The organism is Pseudaeromonas aegiceratis (genome assembly GCF_046254905.1).
Taxonomy (GTDB): Bacteria; Pseudomonadota; Gammaproteobacteria; order Enterobacterales; family Aeromonadaceae; genus Pseudaeromonas; species Pseudaeromonas aegiceratis.
In genome coordinates this window covers 1,660,869-1,684,591 of record NZ_CP158016.1, presented here as the reverse complement: position 1 = coordinate 1,684,591, position 23,723 = coordinate 1,660,869, and the positions used below count along the sequence as shown (strand labels likewise).

Genomic DNA, 23,723 nt, shown 5'->3' with positions numbered 1-23,723 from the left:
CCTGCAGATTATTACACGTCCAAGTCGAGGTTCTTATGCAACAAGAAGCGTTAGGAATGGTTGAAACCCGCGGGCTGACCGCTGCCATCGAAGCGGCCGACACCATGGTCAAGTCCGCCAACGTGGTGCTGGTGGGCTACGAAAAAATCGGTTCCGGCCTGGTCACCGTCATGGTGCGCGGCGATGTCGGTGCCGTGAAGTCAGCCACCGATGCCGGGTCCGCCGCCGCCGCCAATGTGGGCGAACTGGTGGCCACCCATGTGATCCCCCGCCCCCACACCGATGTTGAAAAGATCCTGCCCAAAGGAATTAGCGAATGAGTAACGACAACCTGGTGGAAGCGATCATGGCCCAGGTGATGGCAAAAGTCGCCAATCAGGCTGAGGCCCCCTCCCCACAACCCAAAGCACGAGGCACAACCATGGCTGGAAAATCCTGCAACTTGACTGAATTCGTTGGTACCGCGATTGGCGACACCATAGGGCTGGTCATCGCCAATGTGGATCAGCAACTGCTCGATGCGATGAAGCTGGAAAAACACTACCGTTCCATCGGCATCCTGGGTGCCCGCACCGGTGCCGGCCCCCACATCATGGCGGCGGACGAAGCCGTCAAAGCCACCAACACCGAAGTCGTCACCATCGAACTGCCCCGGGATACCAAGGGCGGCGCAGGACACGGCTCCTTGATCGTGTTTGGTGGCGAGGACGTCTCCGACGTCAAGCGTGCCGTGGAAGTGGCCCTCAAGGAACTGGATCGCACCTTCGGCGACGTGTACGGCAACGAGGCCGGTCACATCGAACTGCAATACAGCGCCCGTGCCAGCTATGCCCTGCAAAAAGCCTTCGGCGCCCCGCTGGGCAAGGCCTGCGGCGTCATCGTCGGTGCCCCCGCCTCCATCGGCGTGCTGATGGCGGATACCGCCGTCAAGTCCGCCAACGTGGAGGTGGTGGCCTACAGCACCCCGGCCCACGGCACCAGCTTCAGTAACGAAGCCATTCTGGTGGTCTCCGGTGACTCAGGCGCCGTCCGTCAGGCGGTCATCTCAGCACGGGAAATCGGCAAGACCCTGCTGGGAGCCCTGGGTGCTGAACCCAAGAACGATCGCCCGTCCTATATCTGAGTTCACTGGAGGTTACCTCAATGAGATCAAAGAGATTTGAAGCATTGGCAAAACGTCCTGTCAACCAGGACGGCTTTGTCAAGGAGTGGATCGAAGAAGGCTTCATCGCCATGGACAGCCCCAACGATCCCAAGCCGTCCATCAAGATCGTGGCCGGCGAAGTGGTCGAACTCGATGGCAAGCCCAAGGAAAAATTCGATCTGATCGACCACTTCATTGCCAATTACGGCATCAACCTGGCCAAGGCCAACGAAGTGGTGACCATGGACTCCAAGTTGCTGGCCAAGATGCTGTGCGACCCCAACATCTCCCGGGCCGACATCATACCGCTGACCACCGCCATGACCCCGGCCAAGATCGTTGAAGTCATGTCCTACATGAACGTGGTGGAAATGATGATGGCCATGCAGAAGATGCGGGCCCGTCGCACCCCGTCACAACAGGCCCACGTCACCAACGTCCGTGACAACCCGGTGCAGATCGCCGCCGATGCCGCCGAAGGTGCCTTCCGTGGCTTCGATGAACAGGAAACCACGGTGGCCGTGGCCCGTTATGCGCCGTTCAACGCCATCGCCTTGCTGGTGGGCTCTCAAGTCGGTCGTCCCGGCGTGCTGACCCAATGCTCCCTGGAAGAAGCCACCGAACTCAAACTCGGCATGCTGGGCCACACCTGCTACGCCGAAACCATTTCCGTCTACGGGACCGAGCCTGTGTTCACCGACGGGGATGACACCCCCTGGTCCAAGGCGTTCCTGGCCTCCTCCTACGCCTCGCGCGGCCTGAAGATGCGCTTCACCTCCGGCTCCGGCTCCGAGGTGCAGATGGGATATGCCGAAGGCAAATCCATGCTCTATCTGGAAGCCCGCTGTATCTACATCACCAAGGCCGCCGGCGTGCAGGGGCTGCAGAACGGTTCGGTGAGCTGTATCGGTGTGCCCTCCGCCGTGCCCTCGGGGATCCGGGCCGTACTGGCCGAAAACCTGATCTGCGCCGCGCTGGATCTGGAATGCGCCTCCAGTAATGACCAGACCTTCACCCACTCCGACATGCGCCGCACCGCCCGCTTCCTGATGCAGTTCCTGCCGGGTACCGACTTCATCTCCTCCGGTTATTCCGCCACCCCGAACTACGACAACATGTTCGCCGGTTCCAACGAAGACGCCGAAGACTTCGATGACTACAACGTGATCCAGCGTGACCTCAAGGTCGACGGCGGCTTGCGTCCGGTCCGGGAAGAAGACGTGGTCGCGGTGCGCAACAAGGCCGCCCGCGCCCTGCAGGCCGTGTTCGCCGGCATGGGTCTGCCTCCGATCACGGATGAAGAAGTCACCGCCGCCACCTATGCCCACGGCTCCAAAGACATGCCGGAACGCAACGTGGTGGAAGACATCAAGGCCGCTCAGGAGATCATCGAGCGCAACCGCAACGGTCTGGAAGTGGTCAAGGCCCTGGCCAACGGCGGGTTCCACGACATCGCCCAAGACATGCTGAACATGCAGAAGGCCAAGATCTCCGGGGACTACCTGCACACCTCCGCCATCATAGTCGGCGACAACCAGGTGCTGTCGGCGGTCAACGATATCAACGACTACGCCGGCCCGGGCACGGGTTACCGGGTGGAAGGGGCACGCTGGGAAGAGATCAAGAACATTCCCAATGCGCTTGACCCCAACGAGTTGGGTTAAGGGAGACGAGTCATGGCTGAAATTAACGAACAACTGCTGCGTCAGATCATCGAAGAAGTACTGCAGGGCATGCAGGGGCAGGACAAACCCGTCTCCTTTGCCGCGGCCAAACCCATGGTGGAAGGCGGCTTTCTCACCGAAGTGGGTGAAGCCAAGACCGGCAGCAGCCGGGATGAGGTGATCATCGCGGTGGGACCGGCCTTCGGCCTCTCCCAAACCACCAACATAGTCGGTGTCCCCCACAAGCAGATACTGCGGGAGCTGATTGCCGGCATCGAGGAGGAAGGGCTCAAGGCCCGGGTGATCCGCTGCTTCAAGTCCTCCGACGTGGCCTTCGTGGCCGTGGAAGGCAACCGCCTGAGCGGCTCCGGCATCTCGGTGGGCGTCCAGTCCAAGGGCACCACCGTGATCCACCAGCGCGGCCTGCCGCCCCTGTCCAACCTGGAGCTGTTCCCACAGGCCCCGCTGATCACCCTGGAAACCTACCGGCAGATCGGCAAGAACGCCGCCAAGTATGCCAAAGGCGAATCACCCCAGCCGGTGCCGACCCTGAACGACCAGATGGCGCGCCCCAAGTACCAGGCCAAGTCCGCCGTGCTCCACATCAAGGAAACCAAGCATGTGGTGACGGGTAAGAACGCCCAGGAACTGAAGGTCGCTCTTTGAGCCACGAATGAAGGAACACGCGAGATGAATTCAGATGCTATCGAAACCCTTGTGCGGGATGTCCTCAGCAAGATGAACGGCGCCCAGGGCGGCACAGTCGTCAGCGCACCGGCGGCCAGCAGCAAGAGCGGCGCCAGCGTGGCGGATTACCCCCTGGCCAGCAAGCACCCGGACTGGGTGAAGACCGCCACCAACAAGACCCTGGACGACATCACCCTGGAGGCCGTGCTTGCCGACAAGATCAGCGCCCAGGACATGCGGATCACCCCGGAGATCCTGCGCATCCAGGCCGACATCGCCCGCAGTGCCGGTCGTGCCAACCTGGCGCTCAACTTCGAACGGGCTGCCGAGCTGACTGCCGTGCCGGATGACCGGGTGCTGGAGATCTACAACGCCCTGCGCCCCTATCGCTCCAGCAAGGAGGAGTTGCTCGCCATCGCTGATGAACTTGAGCAGAAGTACCAGGCCAAGATCTGTGCCGCCTTCGTGCGCCAGGCCGCCGGTCTGTACGTCACCCGCCGCAAGCTCAAGGGCGACGATTAATCCAGCCGTGTTAAGCAGTACAATCAGTTGGAGCAGTTTCATGGACTATATCGTAGGCATTGATATCGGCAACTCGTCCACCGAGGTGGCACTGGCTGCCCGGCGCGCCGGCGGCGAACTCAGCTTCGTCGCCAGCGCCCTGACCGAGACCACGGGTATCAAGGGGACCAAACGCAATCTGTTTGGCATCTACAAGGCACTGGAACTGCTGGTGGAAAAGGCGGGTATCCGGCAACAGGATATCCGCCTGATCCGCATCAACGAGGCGACCCCCGTCATCGGCGACGTGGCGATGGAAACCATCACGGAAACCATCATCACCGAGTCCAGCATGATAGGCCACAACCCCAAGACCCCTGGCGGTCTGGGGCTGGGTGTGGGGCTGACCATCAGCTTTTCGGAGCTGCTCACCCGGGACAACCGGGACCCTTACATAGTGGTGGCCCCCGCCGCGCTGGATTTTGCTGACATCGCCAGCATGATCAACGCCGCCGTGGCCGCCGGATATCACATCACCGCCGCCGTACTGCAGCGGGATGACGGCGTGCTGGTCAGCAACCGGCTGCAGCAGCCGATCCCCATCGTCGACGAAGTCAGTCACATCGACCGCATTCCCATGGGCATGCTGGCCGCCGTGGAAGTGGCCGCCCCCGGCCAGGTGATCACCACCCTGGCCAATCCCTACGGCATCGCCACCGTGTTCAACCTCAACGCCGACGAGACCCGTAACATAGTGCCAGTGGCACGAGCCCTGATCGGCACCCGGTCCGCCGTGGTGATCAAGACCCCCAAGGGCGACGTCAAGGCCCGCACCATACCGGCCGGCCATCTGGCGCTGGAAAGCAGTGGCCGCACCTTCAAGGTGGACGTGGCCGCCGGCGCCGAACGCATCATGGATCAGGTGCGCCAATGCCGTCAGCTGGACAATGTGACCGGCGAGGCCGGCACCAACATAGGCGGCATGCTGGAAAACGTCCGCCAGACCATGGCCGGCCTGACCAACAAGCCGGCCAGCGAGATCTATATCCAGGATCTGCTGGCGGTGGATACCTTCGTCCCGGTCAATGTGCAAGGCGGCCTGGCCGGTGAATTCTCCCTGGAACAGGCCGTGGGCATCGCCTCCATGGTCAAGTCCGATCACCTGCAGATGGCCCGTATCGCCGAAGAGATCCACCATACCCTCAATATCCCGGTGCAGATCGGCGGTGCCGAGGCTGAGGCCGCCATCCTGGGTGCCCTCACCACCCCGGGCACCCGCCAGCCCATGGCCATCCTGGATCTGGGGGCCGGCTCCACCGACGCCTCCATCATCAACGGCAAGGGGGAGATCGTCGCCACCCACTTGGCCGGGGCCGGCGACATGGTCAGCCTCATCATCAACACCGAGCTGGGGCTCGATGATCGCTACCTGGCCGAAGACATCAAGAAGTACCCCCTGGCCAAGGTGGAGAGCCTGTTCCACCTGCGCCACGAAGACGGCACTGTGCAATTTTTCGACGCCCCCCTGCCCCCCGAGGTGTTCGCCCGGGTGGTGGTGGTGAAGGAAGGCCGCTTCGTCCCGGTGCCCGGCGATCTCAATCTGGAGCGCATCCGCAACGTGCGCCGCGCCGCCAAGGAGCGGGTGTTCGTCACCAACGCCTTGCGGGCGCTGCAACTGGTCAGCCCCACCGGCAACATCCGCGACATCCCGTTCGTGGTGCTGGTGGGCGGCTCAGCGCTGGATTTTGAAGTACCGCAGCTGGTGACCGACGCCCTCTCCCATTACCACCTGGTGGCCGGTCGCGGCAACATCCGCGGCACCGAGGGGCCCCGCAATGCGGTGGCCACCGGCCTCATCCTGTCCCAACTCAGGGAGGCCAAGGCATGAGAGACCTGACGATGAACGCCCCCGAGATCCTCATCCACCTGCTTGGCCAGTGCGACAGCACCCGCTGGCAGCAGGTGTACTACGGCATCGAAGAAGAGGGGATCCCCTACCGCATAGTGCAGGTGACCGGCAGTGATCCCGTGCAGGCCGCCCACCTGGCCGCCCAGCAGTCCCCCCTGCAGGTGGGGCTCGGCGGCGACGAGCGGCAGCTGGCCGTGCACTACAAAACGTTGCAACCGGAGCAACCCATGTTCCGGCTGACGTCACAGGCCCAACAGAGCAGCCAGAGCCTGCGCTGTCTGGGTGCCAACGCAGCCCGGCTGGTGAAGGGGCTGCCCTTTAAACCCATCAACTAACGATTCAACCACCCAACACAGCAGGAGATACACAGATGAACAATGCATTAGGACTGGTGGAGACCAAGGGTCTGGTGGCGGCCATCGAGGCAGCCGATGCCATGGTCAAGTCCGCCAACGTCACCCTGGTGGGCTACGAAAAGATTGGTTCCGGCCTCGTGACCGTCATGGTGCGTGGCGACGTCGGTGCGGTGAAGGCGGCGGTGGAAGCCGGCTCCGTGGCCGCCAAGGCCGTGGGTCAGGTGCAGTCTTGCCACGTGATCCCCCGGCCCCACAGCGATGTGGAAACCCTACTGCCCAAGAGTCTCTAAGGTCAGGACCAACCGCAGCAGGAGGTAAGGAACGTGAAACGATCTCTGGGTTTATTGGAAGTCGCCGGCCTGGCACTGGCAGTCACCACGGCCGACGTCATGACCAAATGTGCCGCCATCACGCTGGTGGCCGTCGAGCCAGCCAAGGGCGGTGGCTGGATGACCATCAAGGTGACGGGGGATGTGGCGTCCGTGCAGGCCGCCCTACAAACCGGTGCCGAGCTGGCCCGTCGTGCCGGAGGCCTGGTGGCCATGACCACCCTGGCCAGGCCAGATGATCAGCTGATGGCCTGGATTGTGCCCAGCAAACCGTCCGTCCCCGCTCCTGCTGCCGACTCACGCGCCGCGCCGGCCCCCGCCGTTGCGGCTATGCCCAGCCCGGCACAGGTTGCACCGCCATCTGCCGAGCCCGTCGTCCCGGCCCGGGGTGACGCAGCAGCAGAGCCCACGGGCGAAGCGGTGGATACCACACAGGGCGACAGCCCCGAGGAGGCTGACGCCGGCCCGGCCGCAGACACAGAGGCCACCCCTGTCGCCAGTTGCAACCTCTGCCTGGATCCCCGCTGTCCACGGCAAAAAGGCGAACCCCGTCGTAATTGCCTGCACGCCGCAAGGAGCTAGTCATGCAAGAGCAACAGGTCAGAGAGGCCATCAGCAATGTGCTGGAGCAGATGCGCCAACGGCCGATCCCCTTGGGGATCTCCAACCGCCATGTGCACCTGTCCGCCTCAGACTACCAAGCACTGTTTCCGAATGAGCCCTTGACCGTGCGCAAGGAGCTGCTGCAACCCGGCCAGTATGCCGCCGAGCAGACGGTGACCCTCTCAGGTCCCAAGGGCTTTCTCAAAAATGTCCGCATCCTGGGCCCGCTGCGCAGCCGCACCCAGGTGGAAATCTCCAAGACCGATGCCCGCAGCCTGGGGGTCGCTGCGCCGTTGCGCCTCTCCGGCCAACTGGAGCAGAGCCCGGGGATCAAACTCATCAGCCCCTATGGCGAGTTGAGCCTGGCTCAGGGGGTGATCGTGGCCCTGCGTCACATCCATATGTCCCCCCTGGACGCCCTGGTGTACGGCGTACAGCAAGGTGACAGGGTGAAGGTCGCCATCGCCGGCAGCGGGCGGACGACCGTCTTCGATGATGTCGCCATCCGGGTGTCACCTCAGATGACCCTGGAGATGCATATCGACACCGACGAGGCCAACGCTGCCGGGGCGGATGATCCTGCCGCCCTGATCCGGCTGGTGCGGGAGTAACCCCATGCTTGCCCTGTCCGACACCCAGATCGCCACCCTGGTGGAGCAGATAGTCCAGCTGCTGGTAACCCGCCGGCAGGCGGCCTATCGCTGCACCCTGGACGAGCTGGCCAATGGGCTGCCCCGGGCCGCCTACCTGTACCACGGCACTCTGGCCGTCACTCAGGTGGATGCGCCGTTTCTAAGGCGACTGGCAGCGTTGGACAGAGGGGTGCCGACGGTCGCCGCCGTGCTGGCCGCCTGGCACTACGGCATGCAGGTCACGCTGAGTCTGCATCCGCGCTGGCTGTGCCATGTGCCGGTGCGCCGGTTGGCCAACCTGCAGGTGTCCCTGTGCGATGACGCAGGCAACCCAGTGCACCTGAGTCCCGGGCGCCTGCTGGGCTACCGCCAGGTGAGCACACTGACGCCCGGCTGGCTGCTGCTGGAGCCCGGCGCCCTGATCAGCCCCCTGGCGGCCGACGTGCTGGCCCAGGGTCACCTTCACTGGATCCGAACGGAGTAAACGATGCAACTCGCCAAAGTCATAGGTTCCGTGGTGTCCACGCAAAAGACCCCCTCCCTCACCGGCAAGAAGTTGTTGCTGGTGCAGCTCATCCACATGGATGGCGCCGGGTTGGATGCAGACAACTGGCTGGAAGAAGTGGCCGCCGATTGTGTGGGCGCCGGTGAAGGTGAAACCGTGCTGGTGGCACGGGGCGCCTCCGCCCGCCGGGTCTTTCCCGAACCCAATGACGCCATCGATCTGGCCGTGGTGGCCATCGTCGATGCCGTCTCACGTTAATCAAAGCCGGGAGCGCACATGAGCATCTATACCAAGACCGGCGACCGGGGCACCACAGCCCTGGTAGGCGGTAACCGCGTCAAGAAGAGCGACCTCAGGGTGGACAGCTACGGCACAGTGGACGAGCTGAACGCCACCCTGAGCCTGGCCCACAAGGCGGTGCAGGATGCCGACAACCGTCAGTTCCTCGAAGCCTTGCAGTATCAGCTGTTTTACCTGGGGGCCGAACTGGCCAGCCCCGAACCCGCCGGTGTCGACCGTCGCCAGATTGGTGAGGCCGATGTGGCCGCCCTGGAGCAGGCCATCGACCGCTGCATGGCCGGGGTGCCGCCGGTACACAGTTTCGTCCTGCCCGGCACCAGCGAGGCCGGCAGCCGGCTGCACCTGGCCCGCACCCTGGCCCGCCGTGCCGAACGGCGCCTGGTCAGCCTGATGGAGCAGGTGAGCATCCGTCCCGTGGTGCTGCAATTTCTCAACCGCCTGTCCGACTGCCTGTATGCCATGGCCCGCCACGAAGACACCCAGGCCCTGACCGACACCCTGGTCAGGACTGTGGTGGCCCGCTATCTGGCGGCCAGCCAGGACGCCGCCCAGGCCGAGCCGAGCCAACCGCCAGCACCCGCCAACGGCCCGGACTTTCATCTGCTGCACCGCCTGCTGCAGCAAGCCATGGCGGCCGCCGGGCAAGCGGGGATCCCTGTGGTGATCGCCGTGGTGGACCGGCACGGCCAGCCCATTCTCACCTATCGGATGCCGGACGCCCTGCTCGTCAGCCTGGATCTGGCACCCAAGAAAGCCTATTCCGCCGTCGCCTTGAAGTGCGCCACCCATGAACTGGCCCGAAGCAGCCAGCCCGGCGCAGCCCTGTTCGGTCTGGAGGCCAGCAGTGGCGGCAAGGTAGTCACCTTCGGCGGTGGCTATCCCCTCTACTGGCAAGGTCGCCTCATCGGCGGACTTGGCATCAGCGGAGGCACGGTTGAACAAGACATGCGCATCGCCGAAGCGGCCATGCATGGATTACATCTGGGGAAAGAAGCATGAACAACAACGAACTGGAAACCCTTATCCGTCACATCCTGACCGAACAGCTCGGCGGCACCGACACCGCGGCCGAACCAGCCTGCGGTTGCACCACCTGCGACGGCCAGCCAGCCCTGTTCGATGAGGTGGACGCCGCCGTGACCGCCGCCCACGCCGCCTTCCTGCGCTATCAGGAGGCGCCGCTCAAGACCCGCAGCGCCATCATCAGCGCCATTCGCTGCGAGCTGGCCGACACCCTGGTGGCACTCTCCGAGGCCGCCGCCGATGAAACCGGCATGGGTAACAAGGCAGACAAGATCCTCAAGAACAAGGCCGCCCTGGAAAACACCCCTGGGGTGGAAGATCTGGTCACCACCGCCCTTACCGGCGATGAAGGCATGGTGCTTTTCGAGTACTCCCCCTACGGCGTGATCGGTGCCGTGGCCCCCAGCACCAATCCCACCGAGACCATCATCAACAACTGCATCAGCATGCTGGCCGCCGGCAATACCATCTACTTCAGCCCCCACCCAGGTGCCAAGCACATCTCCTTGAAGCTGGTGGCCCAGATTGAAGAGATCGCCTTTCGTACCTGCGGCATCCACAACCTGGTGGTCACCGTCAAGGAACCCAGCTTCGAGGCCACCCAGCAGATGATGGCCCATCCCAAGATCGCCCTGCTGGCCATCACCGGCGGCCCCGGCATCGTCACCATGGGGCTCAAGAGCGGCAAGAAGGTGGTGGGCGCCGGTGCCGGCAACCCGCCCTGCCTGGTGGATGAAACCGCCGAAGTGGTCAAGGCCGCCCAGGATATCGTCTCTGGCGCCGCCTTCGACTACAACCTGCCCTGCATCGCCGAGAAGAGCGTCATCGTGGTGGATTGCGTGGCGGATCAGCTGATCCAGCAGATGCGGGAATTCGGCGCCTACCAGATCACGGATCCAGCCCAGATCACCCAGCTTCGCGACACCTGCATCAAGAAGGGGGCGGCCAACAAGGCCCTGGTGGGCAAGAGCCCGACCCTCATCCTGGAGGCGGCCGGCCTGCCCTGCCCGGCCAAACCGCCCAAGCTCATCATCGTCGAGGTGCCGGCAGACGATGCCCTGGTGATGACCGAGCAGCTGATGCCCGTGCTGCCCATAGTGCGGGTGGACAATTTCGAGCAGGGTCTGGCACTGAGTCTCAAGGTGGAAGGCGGCCTGCACCACACCGCCATCATGCACTCCCAGAACGTCTCCCGGCTCAACAAGGCGGCCCATCTGATGCAGACCTCCATCTTCGTCAAGAACGGCCCCTCCTATGCCGGGATCGGCGTCGGTGCCGAAGGCTTCACCACCTTCACCATCGCCACCCCCACGGGCGAAGGCACCACCTCGGCCCGCACCTTCGGTCGCTTGCGCCGCTGTGTGCTGACCAATGGTTTCTCCATTCGCTAAGGGTTAGGGAGCAGACATGAACAAGTTCTTCGTCAGTACCCATATCTACAGCGGGGTGAATAGCCTGGACGTGCTGCAGCGTTTCAAGAACAAGCGTGTCTGGGTGGTGTGTGACAGCTTTATCGCCAAGAGTCCGGCGTTCAGCCGCCTGAAGGGGCTGCTGGAGCCGGCCAATCAGGTGGCGCTGTACAGCGACATCACTCCGGATCCCAGCATCGGTATCGTGGTGGAAGGGATCCGCCACTTTACCGAGATCAAGCCGGATGTGGTGATCGGTTTCGGCGGCGGCTCGGCCATCGATGCCGCCAAGGCCATCGTCTACTTTGCCCGCAAGCAAGGCATGGACATAGAAACCTGTGTCGCCATCCCCACCACCAGCGGCACCGGCTCCGAGGTGACCAGCGCCACCGTGATCAGCGATCCGGAAAAAGGCATCAAGTACCCCATCTTCGAGGAGAGCATCTACCCGGATGTGGCCATCCTGGATCCCTCTCTGGTGGTGACGGTACCGCCCAACATCACCGCCAACACCGGCATGGATGTGCTGACCCACGCCATTGAGGCCTATGTGGCCAAAGGCGCCGCGGACTTCACCGATGCCCTGGCGGAAAAGGCGGCGGAACTGGTGTTCCAGTACCTGCCCACCGCCTGCACCAAGGGTGACTGCCTGCAGACCCGCGCCAAGCTGCACAACGCCTCGGCCATGGCCGGCATGGCCTTCAGCCAGGCAGGCCTGGGCCTCAATCACGCCATCGCCCACCAACTGGGCGGGCAGTTCCATGTGGCCCACGGTCTGGCCAACAGCCTGCTGCTCACCCAGGTGATCCAGTACAACGCCAGTCATGACGCCCGGGCCGCCAAGCGCTATGTACGCCTGGCCAAGGCCTGCCGCCTGTGCCCGGTGGAGGCCAACGATCAGGCGGCCATCAATCAGCTGCTCAACCGCATCCGGCAACTGCAGAAGCAGGTCGGCATCGCCACCACCCTGGGCCAGCTGAAGATCGGCGCCCGCCAGGTGCATGAGAGCCTGAACGCCATGATCAAGGCCGCCCAGGCCGACAGCACCATGGGCTCCACCCCCTGCGCCATCAGCGATGACGACCTGGCCCGGATCATCGAGGCCATCCTATGAGCGAGATCACCCGGCAAACCCAGGCGGCGCGCATTGCCGCCACCCTGGCCAGCCACCCGGCAGTGACGATCGCCGAGAAAGTCCGCCAGGCCGGCATCGTGGGGGCCGGCGGCGCCGGTTTCCCCACCTATGTGAAGCTGCAGGCCAAGGCCGAAATCTACCTGGTCAACGCCGCCGAATGCGAGCCCATGCTTAAGGTGGATCAGCAGCTGATGGCCACCCAGGCCGACCGGCTGATCCGCGGCCTGAGCTACGGCATGGCCGCCACCGGCGCCAGCCAAGGCATCATAGCCCTCAAGGCCAAGTACCAGGCCGCCATCGCCGCGCTGGAACCCCTGCTGCCACCGCAGATCCGCATCCATATCCTGCCGGATGTCTATCCCGCCGGGGATGAGGTGATCACCATCTGGCAGGCCACAGGTCGTCGGGTACCGGCGGGGGAGCTGCCCATCAGTCTGGGGGTGGTGGTCAACAACGTGCAGACTCTGCTGAACCTGACGTCTGCCCTGGAGGACGATCATCCCGTCACCCACAGGACCCTGACCATCAACGGCGCCGTGGTCCACCCCATGACCATCACGGTTCCCTTGGGGGTCACCCTGGGCGAGGTGCTGACCCTGGCCGGCGGTGCCACCGTGCCCCAGGCCGGTTACATCAACGGCGGCCCCATGATGGGCCACCTGGTGACCAGCCTGGCGCAACCTGTAACCAAGACCACCGGCGGCCTGCTGGTGCTGCCGGCGGCTCACCTGCTGATCCAGCGCCGTGAACGCAGCGACGCCGACATCATCAACCTGGCCCGTACCGTCTGCGAGCAGTGCGGCCTGTGTACCGACCTGTGCCCGCGGCACATCATTGGCCACGAGCTGCCGCCTCACCTGTTGGTGCGGGCGGTGAACTACCAGCAGCTGGATCCGCCCTCCGTCCTGCTCTCCGCATTGACCTGTTCCGAATGCAGCGTCTGCGAAAGCTACGCCTGTCCGGTGGACATCTCCCCCATGCGCCTCAACCGCCTGCTGAAGACACAGCTGCGGGCCCAGGGACTGCGTTACCAAGGGGAGATCCGGGCCGAAGACCCCATGGCAGCTTACCGCCTGGTGCCCATCCCTCGGCTCATCAGTCGCTTGCAGCTGGAGCCCTTCTATCAGGCCGCCCCCCTGCAGCCGCTGGACTGGCAACCCGAGCAGGTCACGCTGCCGCTGCAACAGCATATCGGCGCCCCTGCCCAGGCCGTGGTGGCCGTCGGCGACAGCGTCCGCCTGGGGCAGTGCATCGCCGTGCCCAAGGAAGGGGCGCTGAGCGTCGCGATCCACGCCAGTATCGACGGTGTGATCAGCGCCGTAGCGCCCACCCACATCAGTATCAGGAGAGCCTAACCATGTATCACGCCATCGGTCTGGTGGAGTTAAACAGCATCGCCAAGGGCATAGAAATCACCGACGTCATGCTCAAGGCCGCCAATGTGGAACTGTTAAGCGCCAAGACCATCTGCCCGGGCAAGTACCTGGTGATGGTGGGGGGGGATGTGGCCGCAGTACAGCAGTCCGTCACCAACGGCGAGCAGCAGGCGGGACATATGAAGGTGGACAGCATGGTGCTGCCCAACATCCATGCCAGTGTCTTGCCGGCCATCAGCGGCGTCACCCCGGTGGAGAAACGCCAGGCCCTGGGGATAGTGGAAACGTTCAGCGTGGCCGCCTGTGTGGCCGCCGCCGATGCGGCGGTCAAGGCTGCGAACATCACCCTGATCCGTATCCACATGGCCTTCGGCATCGGCGGCAAGTGCTACATGGTGATGGGGGGCGAGATCTCCGACATCACCTCTGCGGTGCAGACCGCCAGCCGCAGCGCCGGTGAGAAGGGGCTGCTGGTGCACGGCAGCATCATACCGCGCCCTCACGCCGCCCTGTGGCAGCAACTGCTGTAAGGAGACGCCATGACCACACCCGCCCCGGCCAAGGAACGCATCATCCAGGAGTACGTGCCTGGCAAGCAGATCACCCTGGCCCACCTCATCGCCAACCCCAACCGCGAGCTGTATCGCAAGCTGGGGCTCAATGAGGCATCCAGCGCCATCGGTATCCTGACCTTGACCCCCAGCGAGGCCGCCATCATTGCCAGCGATATCACCACCAAGTCCGGGGCCGTGGAGGTGGGCTTCATCGACCGCTTCACCGGCGCCGTGGTGATCACAGGGGACGTCTCCGCGGTGGAGTATGCCCTGCGCCAGGTGATCCATACGCTGGGGGATCTGCTGCACTTCACCCCCTGTGATCTGACCCGGACCTGATGCCATGAAACGCCTGATGCTGATAGGTCAGAGCCAGAGCGGCAAGACCACCCTGGTTCAGTGTCTGCAGGAATTGCCGCTGCACTACCACAAGACCCAGGCCCTGGATTACGGGGACCTGGCCATCGACACCCCAGGTGAATACCTAGAGAACCGCTGCCTGTACAGCGCTCTCATCACCACCAGCTATGACGCGGACGTGGTGGCGCTGGTGCAGAGCGCCGCGGCCGATGGCTCGCGGTTCGCCCCGCTATTTGCATGCGCCTTCAATAAACCGGTGATCGGCATCATCACCAAGGCGGATCAGTCCAGCGGTCCGCAACAGCTCGAACGGGCCTGTCAGCACCTGGGTCAGGCTGGTGCCAACACCCTGTTCATCACCTCGTCCCTCACCGGTGAAGGCATCGCCGCCTTGCGTGCCTTTCTTGCCTAGGAGCCTGACATGACCCAGAAAATCATGGCGATTAACGCCGGCAGTTCCTCCCTGAAGTTCCAACTGTTTGCCATGCCCCAGGAGCAGGTGTTGGCCAAGGGGCTGATCGAGCGGATCGGCCATCAGGATGCCCAGTTCACCTTTGCCTACCATCAGCAGCAACGCCGGCGCTCCCTGCCGGTGGCCGACCATGCCCAGGCGGTGCAATGCGTGCTGGAAGCCCTGCTGGAGCACGGCGTCATCCAGCGGATCGAAGAGATCAGCGCCGTGGGGCACAGGGTGGCCCATGGCGGCGAGGCCTTCAACGACTCGGCCCTGATCGACGATCAGGCCCTGAGCGAGATCGAGACCCTCGGTGAACTGGCCCCACTGCACAACCCGGTCAATGCCATGGGGATCCGCGCCTTTCTCACCGCCCTGCCCCATGCCAAGGCGGTGGGGGTATTCGATACCGCCTACCACCAGACCATGAGCCCGGATCACTTCCTCTACGCCCTGCCGTACCGCTACTACCAGGAGATGGGGATCCGCCGTTACGGCTTTCACGGCACCAGCCACAAGTACGTGGCCCAGACCTGTGCCGATCTGCTGGGCAAGCCGTTGTGCAGCCTGCGGATCATCAGCTGCCACCTGGGTAACGGCGCTAGCCTGTGCGCCATCCAGCAGGGGCGCTCGGTGAACACCTCCATGGGCTTCACCCCGCTGGCGGGGGTGGCTATGGGCACCCGCAGCGGCGATATCGACCCGGCCATACTGCCGTTTGTCGCCGAGAAAGAGAAACGCACCCCCTCCGAGCTCAATCAGCTCATCAACAGCCAGTCCGGCCTGCTGGGGCTCTCCGGGGTATCCAACGACTATCGCGATGTGGAGCAGGCCGCCAGCCAGGGCAACGAACAGGCACGCTTGGCCCTGGCAGTGTTCGCCAATCGCATTCGTGACTTTATCGGCAGTTACCTGGTGCAGATGGGCGGGCTGGACGTGCTCATCTTCACCGGCGGCATCGGCGAGAACTCCCGTTCCGCCCGTCGCAGCATCTGTGCCCGATTGCAGGAGCTGGGGATCAGCCTGGACGATCAGCGCAACGAGGCCAATCAGACCTTTATTCAACAAGACAACGCCAGTGTGCGGATCGCGGTCATCAACACCAATGAAGAGCTGATGATCGCCCGCGACGTCATGAGGGTAGCAATATGAATGCAAAAGTATGGTTGGTGGGTGCCGGTCCCGGCGATCCCGGGCTTATCACAGTCAAGGGCCTAAGCTGCATCCGTCAGGCCGATGCCCTGGTGTATGACCGTCTGGTCTGCGCCGAGCTGCTGGCAGAGGCGCCGGTGGGCTGTGAGCTCATCAACGTGGGTAAGCGAGCCGATCACCACCCGGTGCCCCAGGAGGAGATCAACGGCATCCTGATCCGGCAGGCCCAGCTGGGCCGCAAGGTGGTGCGTCTCAAGGGCGGCGACCCTTATGTGTTCGGCCGCGGCGGCGAAGAGGCCGAGGCCCTAGCCCTGCTGGGCATCCCCTTCGAGGTGGTGCCTGGCATCACCTCCGCCATCGGCGGGCTGGCCTATGCGGGCATTCCCGTGACCCACAGATCCCACGCCTCCTCCTTCCACGTCATCACGGGCCATCTGCAGGCGGGCAAGGCGCCGCTGGATTGGGCCACCCTGGCACGGCTGGACGGCACCCTGGTGTTCCTCATGGGCATGAGCCAGATCGACACCATCTGCCACAGCCTGATCCGCCATGGCATGGATCCGCAAACCCCCGCCGCCGCCGTCATGCAGGCCAGTCAGCACGCCCAGCGCATGAGCGTGGGCTGCCTGACCAGCCTGCCCCGTCGCGTGGTGGAGGACGGCCTGCGGGCCCCGGCACTGATCGTCATAGGTGAGGTGGTGCAACTGCATGATCTGCTTAAATTTGTCCCGACCGCTATCCAGCTGGATGCAACGCTGCCACAGGCTGAGCTAGCATAGGGCCTTTTGTAGGAAGAAGTCGTATGGCGCGCAGTGGTCAGCATGGCGGCAATGTGCTGCAAATGGCCGCCAGGGCGGGATTGGACCCCGCCCTGGTGCTGGATTTTAGTGCCAATATCAACCCGCTGGGCATGCCGGCGCGGCTGCGTGCCGCCATTCCGGCCCAGCTGGATCGTCTGGAGCGCTACCCGGACATCGACTACCAGCAGCTCTATACCGCCCTGGCGCGCCATACCGGCTGTGGCACAGAGCAGATCCTGGCGGGCAATGGCGCCACCGAGCTCATCTTCGCCCTCACCCGCCACCTCAAGCCCAGACGCGCCCTGCTGCCGGTGCCCGGCTTTGCCGAATACCGCCGTGCCCTGCAGCGAGAAGGCTGCGCGATCATCAACTTCCTCTTGCTTGAGTCAGAGGATTTCCAGCTCACCCCCCGGCTGCTGGACGCCCTCACCCCGGATCTGGACTGCCTGTTCCTGTGCACCCCCAACAATCCCACGGGCCAGCAACCGGCCTCAGACTTGCTGCTGCAGATCCTCGAGCGCTGCCAGCAACTGGGAATACAGCTCATTGTCGATGAGTCCTTCATCGACTTTCTGCCGGATAACCGCGGGCTGCAGCCCGTGCTGGACAGATACGACTGCCTGTATCTGCTGCGCTCCCTAACCAAGTTCTACGCCATTCCCGGGCTGCGGCTGGGTTACCTGCTGGCCGGTGACAGAGCGCGCCTGGCGCGGATAAAGGAGCAGCAGGAGCCCTGGACCATCAACGCCCTGGCCGCCCTGGCGGGGGAAACCGTGCTGGAGGACAGACGCTACCAGGCGAATACCCATGCCTGGCTCGCCCGGGAGCAGGCCTACCTGCTGGCAGCCCTGGGCGCCCTGACCGGCATCAAGATCTGGCCGCCGGCCGCCAACTACCTGTTTTTGCGCTGCCTGGACCCGGCCCTGCCTCTGCAGGAACGGCTGCTGGAGCAGGGGATCCTCATCCGCCACTGCGCCAACTACCCCGGCCTGGGCCCCGATTTCTACCGGGTGGCCATTCGCTCTCACGAGGATAACCGCCGCCTGGTGGCGGCCCTGACCAGGATCGTCGGTCATGGCTGAAGCCCGCTGCCCCGCCTCCTGCGGTGAACTGTTGCAAGGCTGGCTGCTGGGGAGCGAGAAGCTGATCTCCTGTCCCATCGACTGGTACAGCACCGTCAGTGTGGAAGACGGGTCACCGGACTCCTTCGAGCGGCCCATGATGCGGGAGGCTCTGCGGAGGGTGCTGGCCCGCTTTGGCCTGCCCGATGCCTGTCACCTGGGGCTGCGCATCCAGTTCGACTCCAGCATACCGGTGGCCAAGGGCATGGCCAGCAGCACGGCGGACATCGCCGCCACCGCCATGGCCACCGCCCGCCATTTGGGTCATAGCCTGGACGAAACGGACCTGGCCCGGTTGTGCGTGGCGCTGGAGCCCACCGACAGCACCATCTTTCGCGATCTGACCCTGTTTGATCATAATCGGGGCGACATCATAGCCCAGCACCCCTGGTCCCCCGAGCTAGGCCTGCTGATCTTGGAGAGCCAGACCCAGCTCATCACCGCCGACTACCACAGGCGCGACCGCCAGGCGGCCCTGTTGTCCGGCGCCGCCATCCTGGCCCAGGCCTGGCGCCTGTTCGAGGCGGCCATGCTGCGGCAGGACCTCCATTGCCTGGGTCAGGCCACCACCCTCAGCGCCCTGGCTAGCCAGTCACTGCTGCCCAAGCCCGGCTTCGCGGCCCTGCTGGATCTGCTGGTGAGCGAGGATCTGCTGGGGATCAACGTGGCCCACAGCGGCACTGTGGTGGGGCTGCTGCTCGCCCCGGACCAGGATGAGGAGCGCCTGCTCTGCCGTATCCGCCAAGGGGAGCTGGGCCGCCTCTACCCGCAACAGCATAGAGTCAAGCTGACCCAAGGCGGCGTGTGCTAGGCCCCCCGACGCAAGCCGTCATCTCCAAACAGACAAGGCGGCCCGCAGGCCGCCTTGTCGTTTATTGACGCCAACGTTTCAGACCGGCGCCGGCAGATCCAGATTGACGTCACTCAGCAGCCCCATGCGCTGATACATGCTGATGGCCGCCTCCAGGATGGGCATGGCCAGGGCCGCCCCGCTGCCCTCACCAAGCCGCATGCCCAGCTGCAGGAAGGGATGAAAATCCAGGTGCGCCAGGGCCAGCAAGGAGCCCTTCTCCGCCGACAGGTGGGAGGGGATCAGGTAATGCCACAGCTGGGGCGCCAGCTTGCAGGCGGCCAGGGCACAGGCATAGGAGAGGAAGCCGTCCAGCACCACGGGCACGCCGGCGGCGGCGCCCCCCAGCATGACCCCGGTCATGCCCACCAGATCAAAGCCCCCCACCTTGGCCAGCACGTCCAGGGGATCGGCCGCATCGGGCCGGTTGGTCTTGATGGCCTGCTCCACCACCGCCACCTTGTGATGCAGGCGATCGCTGGGGTAGTTAGCCCCCAGGCCGACGGCCTCTTCCGCCGGGACCCCGGTGAACACGCTGACCATGGCCGCCGCCGGTGTGGTGTTGCCAATCCCCAGCTCACCGACCCCCAGCACCCGCACCCCGTCGGCCACCGCCTGCATGGCCAGCCGGGCGCTGCGCAGCAGCAGCTCCACCGCGTCCTCCCGGCGCATGGCCGGACCCCGGGCGATATTGCCACAGCCCCGGGCCAGCTTGATGTTGATGACCCCGGGCAATGGCTCGCAGTCGATGCCGATATCCACTATCTTTACCGCCACCCCGGCGGCATGGGCCAGGGCGCAGACACCTGTCTTGCCCCGGGTCATGTTGAGGGCCTGGATCACAGTGACCTCCTTGGGGGTGACGGCGATGTCCTCGTCAAACACCCCATGATCCGCCGCCATCACCAGGATCTGCTTCGGTCCCAGACTGGGTTCGGGTGTGCGGTAGATCCCCGCCAGCTGCACCACGAGGGACTCAAGAGACCCCAGGCTGCCGATGGGTTTGACCAAGGCATCCACCTTGGCCTGGGCCAACCGTTGTGCCTCGGCATCCAGGGGACGAATACTGTCGATCAGCTGTTCAAGTGTCTGCATGTGAAAGCTCCTGTTGCAGGACTGCAAAATTCAGGTCAGCCCATCGCGGGAGCCGGCCACAACCCGACTGCTGCCATCAGCACAGCAGCAGTAGAAAACACAATTCGAACAATTCATTGCCGCCCCCCAGGGTGTCGCCGGTCTGGCCCCCCAGGGTGCGATACAGCGCCTGGCGATAGCCCCAGGCAAACAGCAGGCAGCCCAGCCAACCCCAGAGCCCGGCCACGCCACACAGCAGCACGGCCAGCAGCAGGCCCCCCCCCAGGGTGATCCCGAGCTGACGGCTGTCTATCTTGCCGATATAGAGGTTACCCAGGCCGTTGGGCCTGGCATAGGGCTGGTGATACATGAGGATCGCCATCAGGCTGCGCCCCACCACGGGGGCGGCCACCAGGGCGCCCCAGGCCGGGTGATCCCCACCCAGTAGCTGGCCCACCGCCAGCGCCTTGAGCAGCAATGTGAAGATGAGCCCCAGGGCGCCATGGGTGCCCAGGCGGCTGTCCTTCATGATCTCCAGCATCCGCTCCCGGGTGCGAGCGGAGAAGATGCCGTCACAGGTGTCCGCCAGGCCATCCAGATGAAAGCCGCCGGTGAGCACCGCCAGGGCCAGCAGATAGACGCCGCCGGCCAGGGTTGGTCCGAAATGGCCCGCCACCAGCCAGGTAATGGCGGTGGCCAGCGCCCCCACCAGTAGCCCCACCAGCGGAAAGCTCACTATGCCTTCGGCCACCCGCTCAAACGCATAGTCCCGGGTCCAGCCCTGCGGCACCGGCAACCGGGTCATAAATTGCAATGTCACCAACCAGCTCTTAACCACCCGCTACCCCTTGATCCGCACCGGAATGCCGGAAATCACCAGCCACACCTCGTCCGCCGCCGCCGCCAACTGCTGATTCACCCGCCCGGCGATGTCCCGGAACTGCCGGCCCAGCAGGGTCTCGGGTACCAGACCCAACCCCACCTCGTTGGTCACCAGATAGACGGGGGTGTCACAGGCGCCGCAGGCCGCCAGCAGATCCGCCAGCTGCGCCTGGATCCGCGCCTCGATGGCGACAAAGTCCATCTGCTCGGGAGGCAACCAGGGGGGCGACTCGAACATGAAGTTGGTGATGAGGGTGGTGATGCATTCGAGCATGATGGCATCGCACTGGCCCGCATGGGCCCGCACCTGGTCTCCCAGATCCACAAAGCCCTCGTGGGTCAGCCAGCCCGCCGGACGCCGCTGACGGTGCAGGTCCACCCGCCGGGCCATCTCCTCATCCGTCACCACAGAGGTGGCGATATACAGCACTCGATCACCACAGGCCGAGGCCAGCCGTTCGGCATGGTCACTCTTGCCACTGCGGGCACCGCCGGTCACCAGTATCATGAGACCAGACTCCTGCCGCTGGGCTGACCCTGCAGGATGCGGTAGATGGCCGCCAGATCCAGGTGTTCGGCCATGGCATCCGCCAGCCGGTCAAATTGCTGCTGCTTGTGGGCCAGGTAATCAAAGGGCTCGCCCGGCAGCGGTGCCAGCCCCTTGGCGTGACGCAGGCTGTCGAGTAGCTGACGGGTGAAGGCCGGGGCATCGAACAGGCCGTGCAGATAGGTGCCGGCCACGGTCCCTTCGAGGTTGACCGCGCCATCCTCCACCGCCAGCGGCTGGCCGTTGCGGGTCTGGATCCGGCAAAACGGCCGGGCCGCGTCCCCCAAGGTGGTGTGCCCCATGTGTATCTCGTACCCGGACAGCGGGGCGAAGGCCCCCACCGCCAATGGGCCACAAGGCACACTGGCCTCACCGGTGCCCAGCACCCGGGCCGTCACCTGGGTGGTGACCTTGTCGCAGGCAAAGCGGGTGACGGTATCCAGCAGCCCCAGCCCGGCCATCTCGTCAATGCCGGACTCCACCCCGTCGATGAGCCGCGCCCCGAGCATCTGATAACCGCCGCAGATCCCCAGCACAGGCACGCCGTTGGCGTGGGCCGTCAGGATGGCCGTCGCCAGCCCCTGGTCATGCAGGGCCTGCAGATCCCCTAGGGTGTTCTTCGAGCCCGGCAGGATCAGCAGATCCGGCCGACCCAGCTCGCCGGGCTCGCGCACATAACGCAGGCTCACATCCGGCTGGGCCACCAGGGCATTGAAATCGGTGAAGTTGGCGATGTGGGGCACCTGGATGACGGCGATATCCAGCGCACGTCCGGCCTGGGGCTGGTACTTGCGGCCGCCGGGCTGCAGGGCCACCCCATCCTCGTCCTCCAGCTGCAGGGGCAGATAGGGCATGACCCCCAGCACGGGCACCCCGGTCAGGGCTTCTATCTGCTCAATCCCAGGGGTCAGCAGCGCCACATCGCCACGGAACTTGTTGATGATGACCCCCTTGACCCGCGCCCGCTCGGACTCGGCCAGCAGGGCCAGGGTGCCATAGATGGAGGCGAACACCCCGCCCCGGTCGATGTCCGCCACCAGGATCACCGGGGCGTCCACCAGCTCGGCCATGCCCATGTTGACGATGTCCCGATCCCGCAGGTTGATCTCCGCCGGGCTCCCCGCCCCCTCCATCACCAGCAGATCGTACTCCCGGCTGAGGCTCTGATAGGCCTCGTGGATCTCATGCTGCAGTTGGGGCTTGAAGTGGTGGTAGCTGACGGCGTCCATGTCCTTAAACACCTTGCCCATCAGCACCACCTGGGACTTGCGATCGCTGGTGGGCTTGAGCAGTACCGGGTTCATGCGCACATCCGGCAGTATGCCCGCCGCCTCGGCCTGCAGTATCTGAGCGCGGCCCATCTCGTCGCCGGACGGGGTGATCCCCGAGTTGAGCGCCATGTTCTGCGCCTTGAAGGGCGCCACCTTGTGGCCCTGCCGGGCCAGCAGTCGGCACAGGCCCGCCACCAGCACGCTCTTGCCCACGTCCGAGGCCGTGCCTTGCAGCATGACGGCGCCTTTCATCACGGTTCCTGCAGTCATACCGCCTCCAGCTTTCTGCCATGGGCGGCAAACAGGGCCGCCTCATTGGGATACAAGGGAAGACCCAGCTCGGTGTGCAGCTTGACGAGCCAGGGTTGCACCAGACCGGCGCGATCCAGCACCGCCTGATCCAGCAGCACCTGCGGCGCGCTGCCCTGGGCCACCAGCTCGCCGCGATCCAGCACGTAGAGGTAGTCGCACACCTCGTAGATGAGGTCGATATCGTGGCTGGAGATCACCACATGCTTGCCCTGAGCCAGGATGCGGCCGAGCAGTACTATCATCTGGCGCCGCCCTGTGGGATCCAGCCCGGCGGTGGGTTCATCCAGCAGCAGGAAGTCTGCCTGCATCACCAGGGCGCCGGCGATGGCCACCCGCTTCTTCTGCCCGTGGCTCAGGTACTGCACCGGCTTGTCCCGCAGGCTCTGACCGTCCACCAGGGTCAGGGCCTCGTCGATGCGCCGGCTGATCTCGGCCTCCTCCACCCCCAGATTGCGCAGGGCGAAGGCGATGTCGCTCACCACATCCGTGTAGAAGATCTGCTGTTCGGGCTCCTGGAACACCATGGCCACCCGACGGCGCAGCTGGCCCAGGGCCGCCTTGCCGTAGCCGATGGGCCGGCCCTGCCAGCAGACCTGGCCGCTCTGGGGCTTGAGCACCCCCAGCAGATTCATGAACAGGGTGGACTTGCCGCAGCCGTTGGCCCCCAGCAGTCCCACCACGTTGCCCCGAGAAAAATCCAGGCTCAGCCCCTTGAGCGCGGGCTCGCTCTCCGGGTAGGCGAAGGTCAGCCCCTCTGTACTCAATCCCATGGC

28 protein-coding genes are annotated in these 23,723 nt (G+C 64.6%); 23 read left to right on the top strand and 5 right to left on the bottom strand.

What is annotated here, in order from left to right:
• Positions 1–35 precede the first annotated feature (35 nt).
• The 23 genes from pduA to ABHF91_RS07935 are packed head-to-tail and all read left to right on the top strand — an operon-like array spanning position 36 to position 18,825.
• Complete coding sequence (pduA, locus tag ABHF91_RS08045; protein ID WP_409422938.1) at positions 36–320, top strand: propanediol utilization microcompartment protein PduA; 285 nt, start codon at positions 36–38, stop codon at positions 318–320.
• Positions 317–1,123 (top strand): propanediol utilization microcompartment protein PduB, encoded by an 807-nt coding sequence (pduB, locus tag ABHF91_RS08040; RefSeq protein ID WP_409422937.1) that lies wholly within the window; start codon positions 317–319, stop codon positions 1,121–1,123. Before pduA ends, pduB begins: the two co-directional genes overlap by 4 nt.
• A gap of 20 nt (positions 1,124–1,143) precedes the next feature.
• A complete protein-coding gene (gene pduC, locus ABHF91_RS08035; protein WP_409422936.1) occupies positions 1,144–2,808 on the top strand; it encodes a propanediol dehydratase large subunit PduC in 1,665 nt (554 codons plus the stop codon).
• Positions 2,809–2,820: 12 nt separating this feature from the next.
• Positions 2,821–3,474, top strand: coding sequence for a propanediol/glycerol family dehydratase medium subunit (locus ABHF91_RS08030; RefSeq protein WP_409422935.1), 654 nt, complete (start codon positions 2,821–2,823; stop codon positions 3,472–3,474).
• Between the two features lie 24 nt (positions 3,475–3,498).
• Positions 3,499–4,017 carry a propanediol dehydratase small subunit PduE gene (gene pduE / locus ABHF91_RS08025; RefSeq protein WP_409422934.1) on the top strand — a complete coding sequence of 173 codons (519 nt, stop codon included), beginning with the start codon at positions 3,499–3,501 and terminating at the stop codon, positions 4,015–4,017.
• A gap of 40 nt (positions 4,018–4,057) precedes the next feature.
• Complete coding sequence (locus ABHF91_RS08020) at positions 4,058–5,884, top strand: diol dehydratase reactivase subunit alpha (protein WP_409422933.1); 1,827 nt, start codon at positions 4,058–4,060, stop codon at positions 5,882–5,884.
• Positions 5,881–6,240 carry a glycerol dehydratase reactivase beta/small subunit family protein gene (locus ABHF91_RS08015; protein WP_409422932.1) on the top strand — a complete coding sequence of 120 codons (360 nt, stop codon included), beginning with the start codon at positions 5,881–5,883 and terminating at the stop codon, positions 6,238–6,240. The genes ABHF91_RS08020 and ABHF91_RS08015 overlap by 4 nt, the downstream gene beginning before the upstream one ends.
• A 35-nt stretch (positions 6,241–6,275) precedes the next feature.
• A complete protein-coding gene (locus tag ABHF91_RS08010) occupies positions 6,276–6,551 on the top strand; it encodes a BMC domain-containing protein (protein WP_409422931.1) in 276 nt (91 codons plus the stop codon).
• Between the two features lie 33 nt (positions 6,552–6,584).
• Entirely contained in the window at positions 6,585–7,172 is a 588-nt protein-coding gene (locus ABHF91_RS08005) for a BMC domain-containing protein (protein ID WP_409422930.1), read from the top strand.
• A gap of 2 nt (positions 7,173–7,174) precedes the next feature.
• On the top strand, positions 7,175–7,804 hold the full coding sequence (locus ABHF91_RS08000) for a phosphate propanoyltransferase (RefSeq protein ID WP_409422929.1): 630 nt from the start codon (positions 7,175–7,177) through the stop codon (positions 7,802–7,804).
• Between the two features lie 4 nt (positions 7,805–7,808).
• Entirely contained in the window at positions 7,809–8,309 is a 501-nt protein-coding gene (gene pduM, locus ABHF91_RS07995; RefSeq protein WP_409422928.1) for a PduM family microcompartment protein, read from the top strand.
• A gap of 3 nt (positions 8,310–8,312) precedes the next feature.
• Positions 8,313–8,588, top strand: a complete 276-nt coding sequence (locus ABHF91_RS07990; protein ID WP_409422927.1) for a EutN/CcmL family microcompartment protein — start codon at positions 8,313–8,315, stop codon at positions 8,586–8,588.
• An 18-nt stretch (positions 8,589–8,606) separates the two neighbouring features.
• Complete coding sequence (locus ABHF91_RS07985; RefSeq protein ID WP_409422926.1) at positions 8,607–9,629, top strand: cob(I)yrinic acid a,c-diamide adenosyltransferase; 1,023 nt, start codon at positions 8,607–8,609, stop codon at positions 9,627–9,629.
• Positions 9,626–11,044: an aldehyde dehydrogenase family protein gene (locus ABHF91_RS07980; RefSeq protein ID WP_409422925.1), complete on the top strand. Its 1,419-nt coding sequence runs from the start codon at positions 9,626–9,628 to the stop codon at positions 11,042–11,044. Before ABHF91_RS07985 ends, ABHF91_RS07980 begins: the two co-directional genes overlap by 4 nt.
• Positions 11,045–11,060: 16 nt before the next feature.
• Positions 11,061–12,176 carry a 1-propanol dehydrogenase PduQ gene (locus ABHF91_RS07975; protein WP_409422924.1) on the top strand — a complete coding sequence of 372 codons (1,116 nt, stop codon included), beginning with the start codon at positions 11,061–11,063 and terminating at the stop codon, positions 12,174–12,176.
• Complete coding sequence (locus ABHF91_RS07970) at positions 12,173–13,552, top strand: 4Fe-4S dicluster domain-containing protein (RefSeq protein ID WP_409422923.1); 1,380 nt, start codon at positions 12,173–12,175, stop codon at positions 13,550–13,552. The genes ABHF91_RS07975 and ABHF91_RS07970 overlap by 4 nt, the downstream gene beginning before the upstream one ends.
• A gap of 2 nt (positions 13,553–13,554) precedes the next feature.
• Positions 13,555–14,103, top strand: a complete 549-nt coding sequence (locus ABHF91_RS07965) for a BMC domain-containing protein (RefSeq protein WP_409422922.1) — start codon at positions 13,555–13,557, stop codon at positions 14,101–14,103.
• Positions 14,104–14,112: 9 nt separating this feature from the next.
• Positions 14,113–14,466, top strand: coding sequence for an ethanolamine utilization microcompartment protein EutS (gene eutS, locus ABHF91_RS07960; protein ID WP_409422921.1), 354 nt, complete (start codon positions 14,113–14,115; stop codon positions 14,464–14,466).
• A gap of 4 nt (positions 14,467–14,470) precedes the next feature.
• A complete protein-coding gene (locus tag ABHF91_RS07955) occupies positions 14,471–14,899 on the top strand; it encodes a EutP/PduV family microcompartment system protein (RefSeq protein WP_409422920.1) in 429 nt (142 codons plus the stop codon).
• Between the two features lie 9 nt (positions 14,900–14,908).
• Positions 14,909–16,093 carry an acetate/propionate family kinase gene (locus tag ABHF91_RS07950; RefSeq protein WP_409422919.1) on the top strand — a complete coding sequence of 395 codons (1,185 nt, stop codon included), beginning with the start codon at positions 14,909–14,911 and terminating at the stop codon, positions 16,091–16,093.
• Positions 16,090–16,872, top strand: a complete 783-nt coding sequence (gene cobA / locus ABHF91_RS07945) for a uroporphyrinogen-III C-methyltransferase (protein WP_409422918.1) — start codon at positions 16,090–16,092, stop codon at positions 16,870–16,872. Before ABHF91_RS07950 ends, cobA begins: the two co-directional genes overlap by 4 nt.
• 23 nt (positions 16,873–16,895) lie before the next feature.
• Positions 16,896–17,975 (top strand): threonine-phosphate decarboxylase CobD, encoded by a 1,080-nt coding sequence (gene cobD, locus ABHF91_RS07940; protein ID WP_409422917.1) that lies wholly within the window; start codon positions 16,896–16,898, stop codon positions 17,973–17,975.
• Positions 17,968–18,825, top strand: a complete 858-nt coding sequence (locus ABHF91_RS07935) for a GHMP kinase (protein ID WP_409422916.1) — start codon at positions 17,968–17,970, stop codon at positions 18,823–18,825. Before cobD ends, ABHF91_RS07935 begins: the two co-directional genes overlap by 8 nt.
• 78 nt (positions 18,826–18,903) lie before the next feature.
• Here ABHF91_RS07935 and cobT read toward each other — a convergent pair whose 3' ends face one another.
• From cobT to ABHF91_RS07910, 5 genes are all read right to left on the bottom strand, one after another.
• Entirely contained in the window at positions 18,904–19,959 is a 1,056-nt protein-coding gene (gene cobT / locus ABHF91_RS07930) for a nicotinate-nucleotide--dimethylbenzimidazole phosphoribosyltransferase (RefSeq protein WP_409422915.1), read from the bottom strand.
• 76 nt (positions 19,960–20,035) lie between these two features.
• Positions 20,036–20,758, bottom strand: coding sequence for an adenosylcobinamide-GDP ribazoletransferase (gene cobS, locus ABHF91_RS07925; RefSeq protein ID WP_409422914.1), 723 nt, complete (start codon positions 20,756–20,758; stop codon positions 20,036–20,038).
• 21 nt (positions 20,759–20,779) lie between these two features.
• Positions 20,780–21,328 carry a bifunctional adenosylcobinamide kinase/adenosylcobinamide-phosphate guanylyltransferase gene (cobU, locus tag ABHF91_RS07920; RefSeq protein WP_409422913.1) on the bottom strand — a complete coding sequence of 183 codons (549 nt, stop codon included), beginning with the start codon at positions 21,326–21,328 and terminating at the stop codon, positions 20,780–20,782.
• Positions 21,325–22,908, bottom strand: coding sequence for a cobyric acid synthase (locus ABHF91_RS07915; protein ID WP_409422912.1), 1,584 nt, complete (start codon positions 22,906–22,908; stop codon positions 21,325–21,327). The genes cobU and ABHF91_RS07915 overlap by 4 nt, the downstream gene beginning before the upstream one ends.
• Positions 22,905–23,720 carry an ATP-binding cassette domain-containing protein gene (locus tag ABHF91_RS07910; protein ID WP_409422911.1) on the bottom strand — a complete coding sequence of 272 codons (816 nt, stop codon included), beginning with the start codon at positions 23,718–23,720 and terminating at the stop codon, positions 22,905–22,907. The genes ABHF91_RS07915 and ABHF91_RS07910 overlap by 4 nt, the downstream gene beginning before the upstream one ends.
• Positions 23,721–23,723 lie beyond the last annotated feature (3 nt).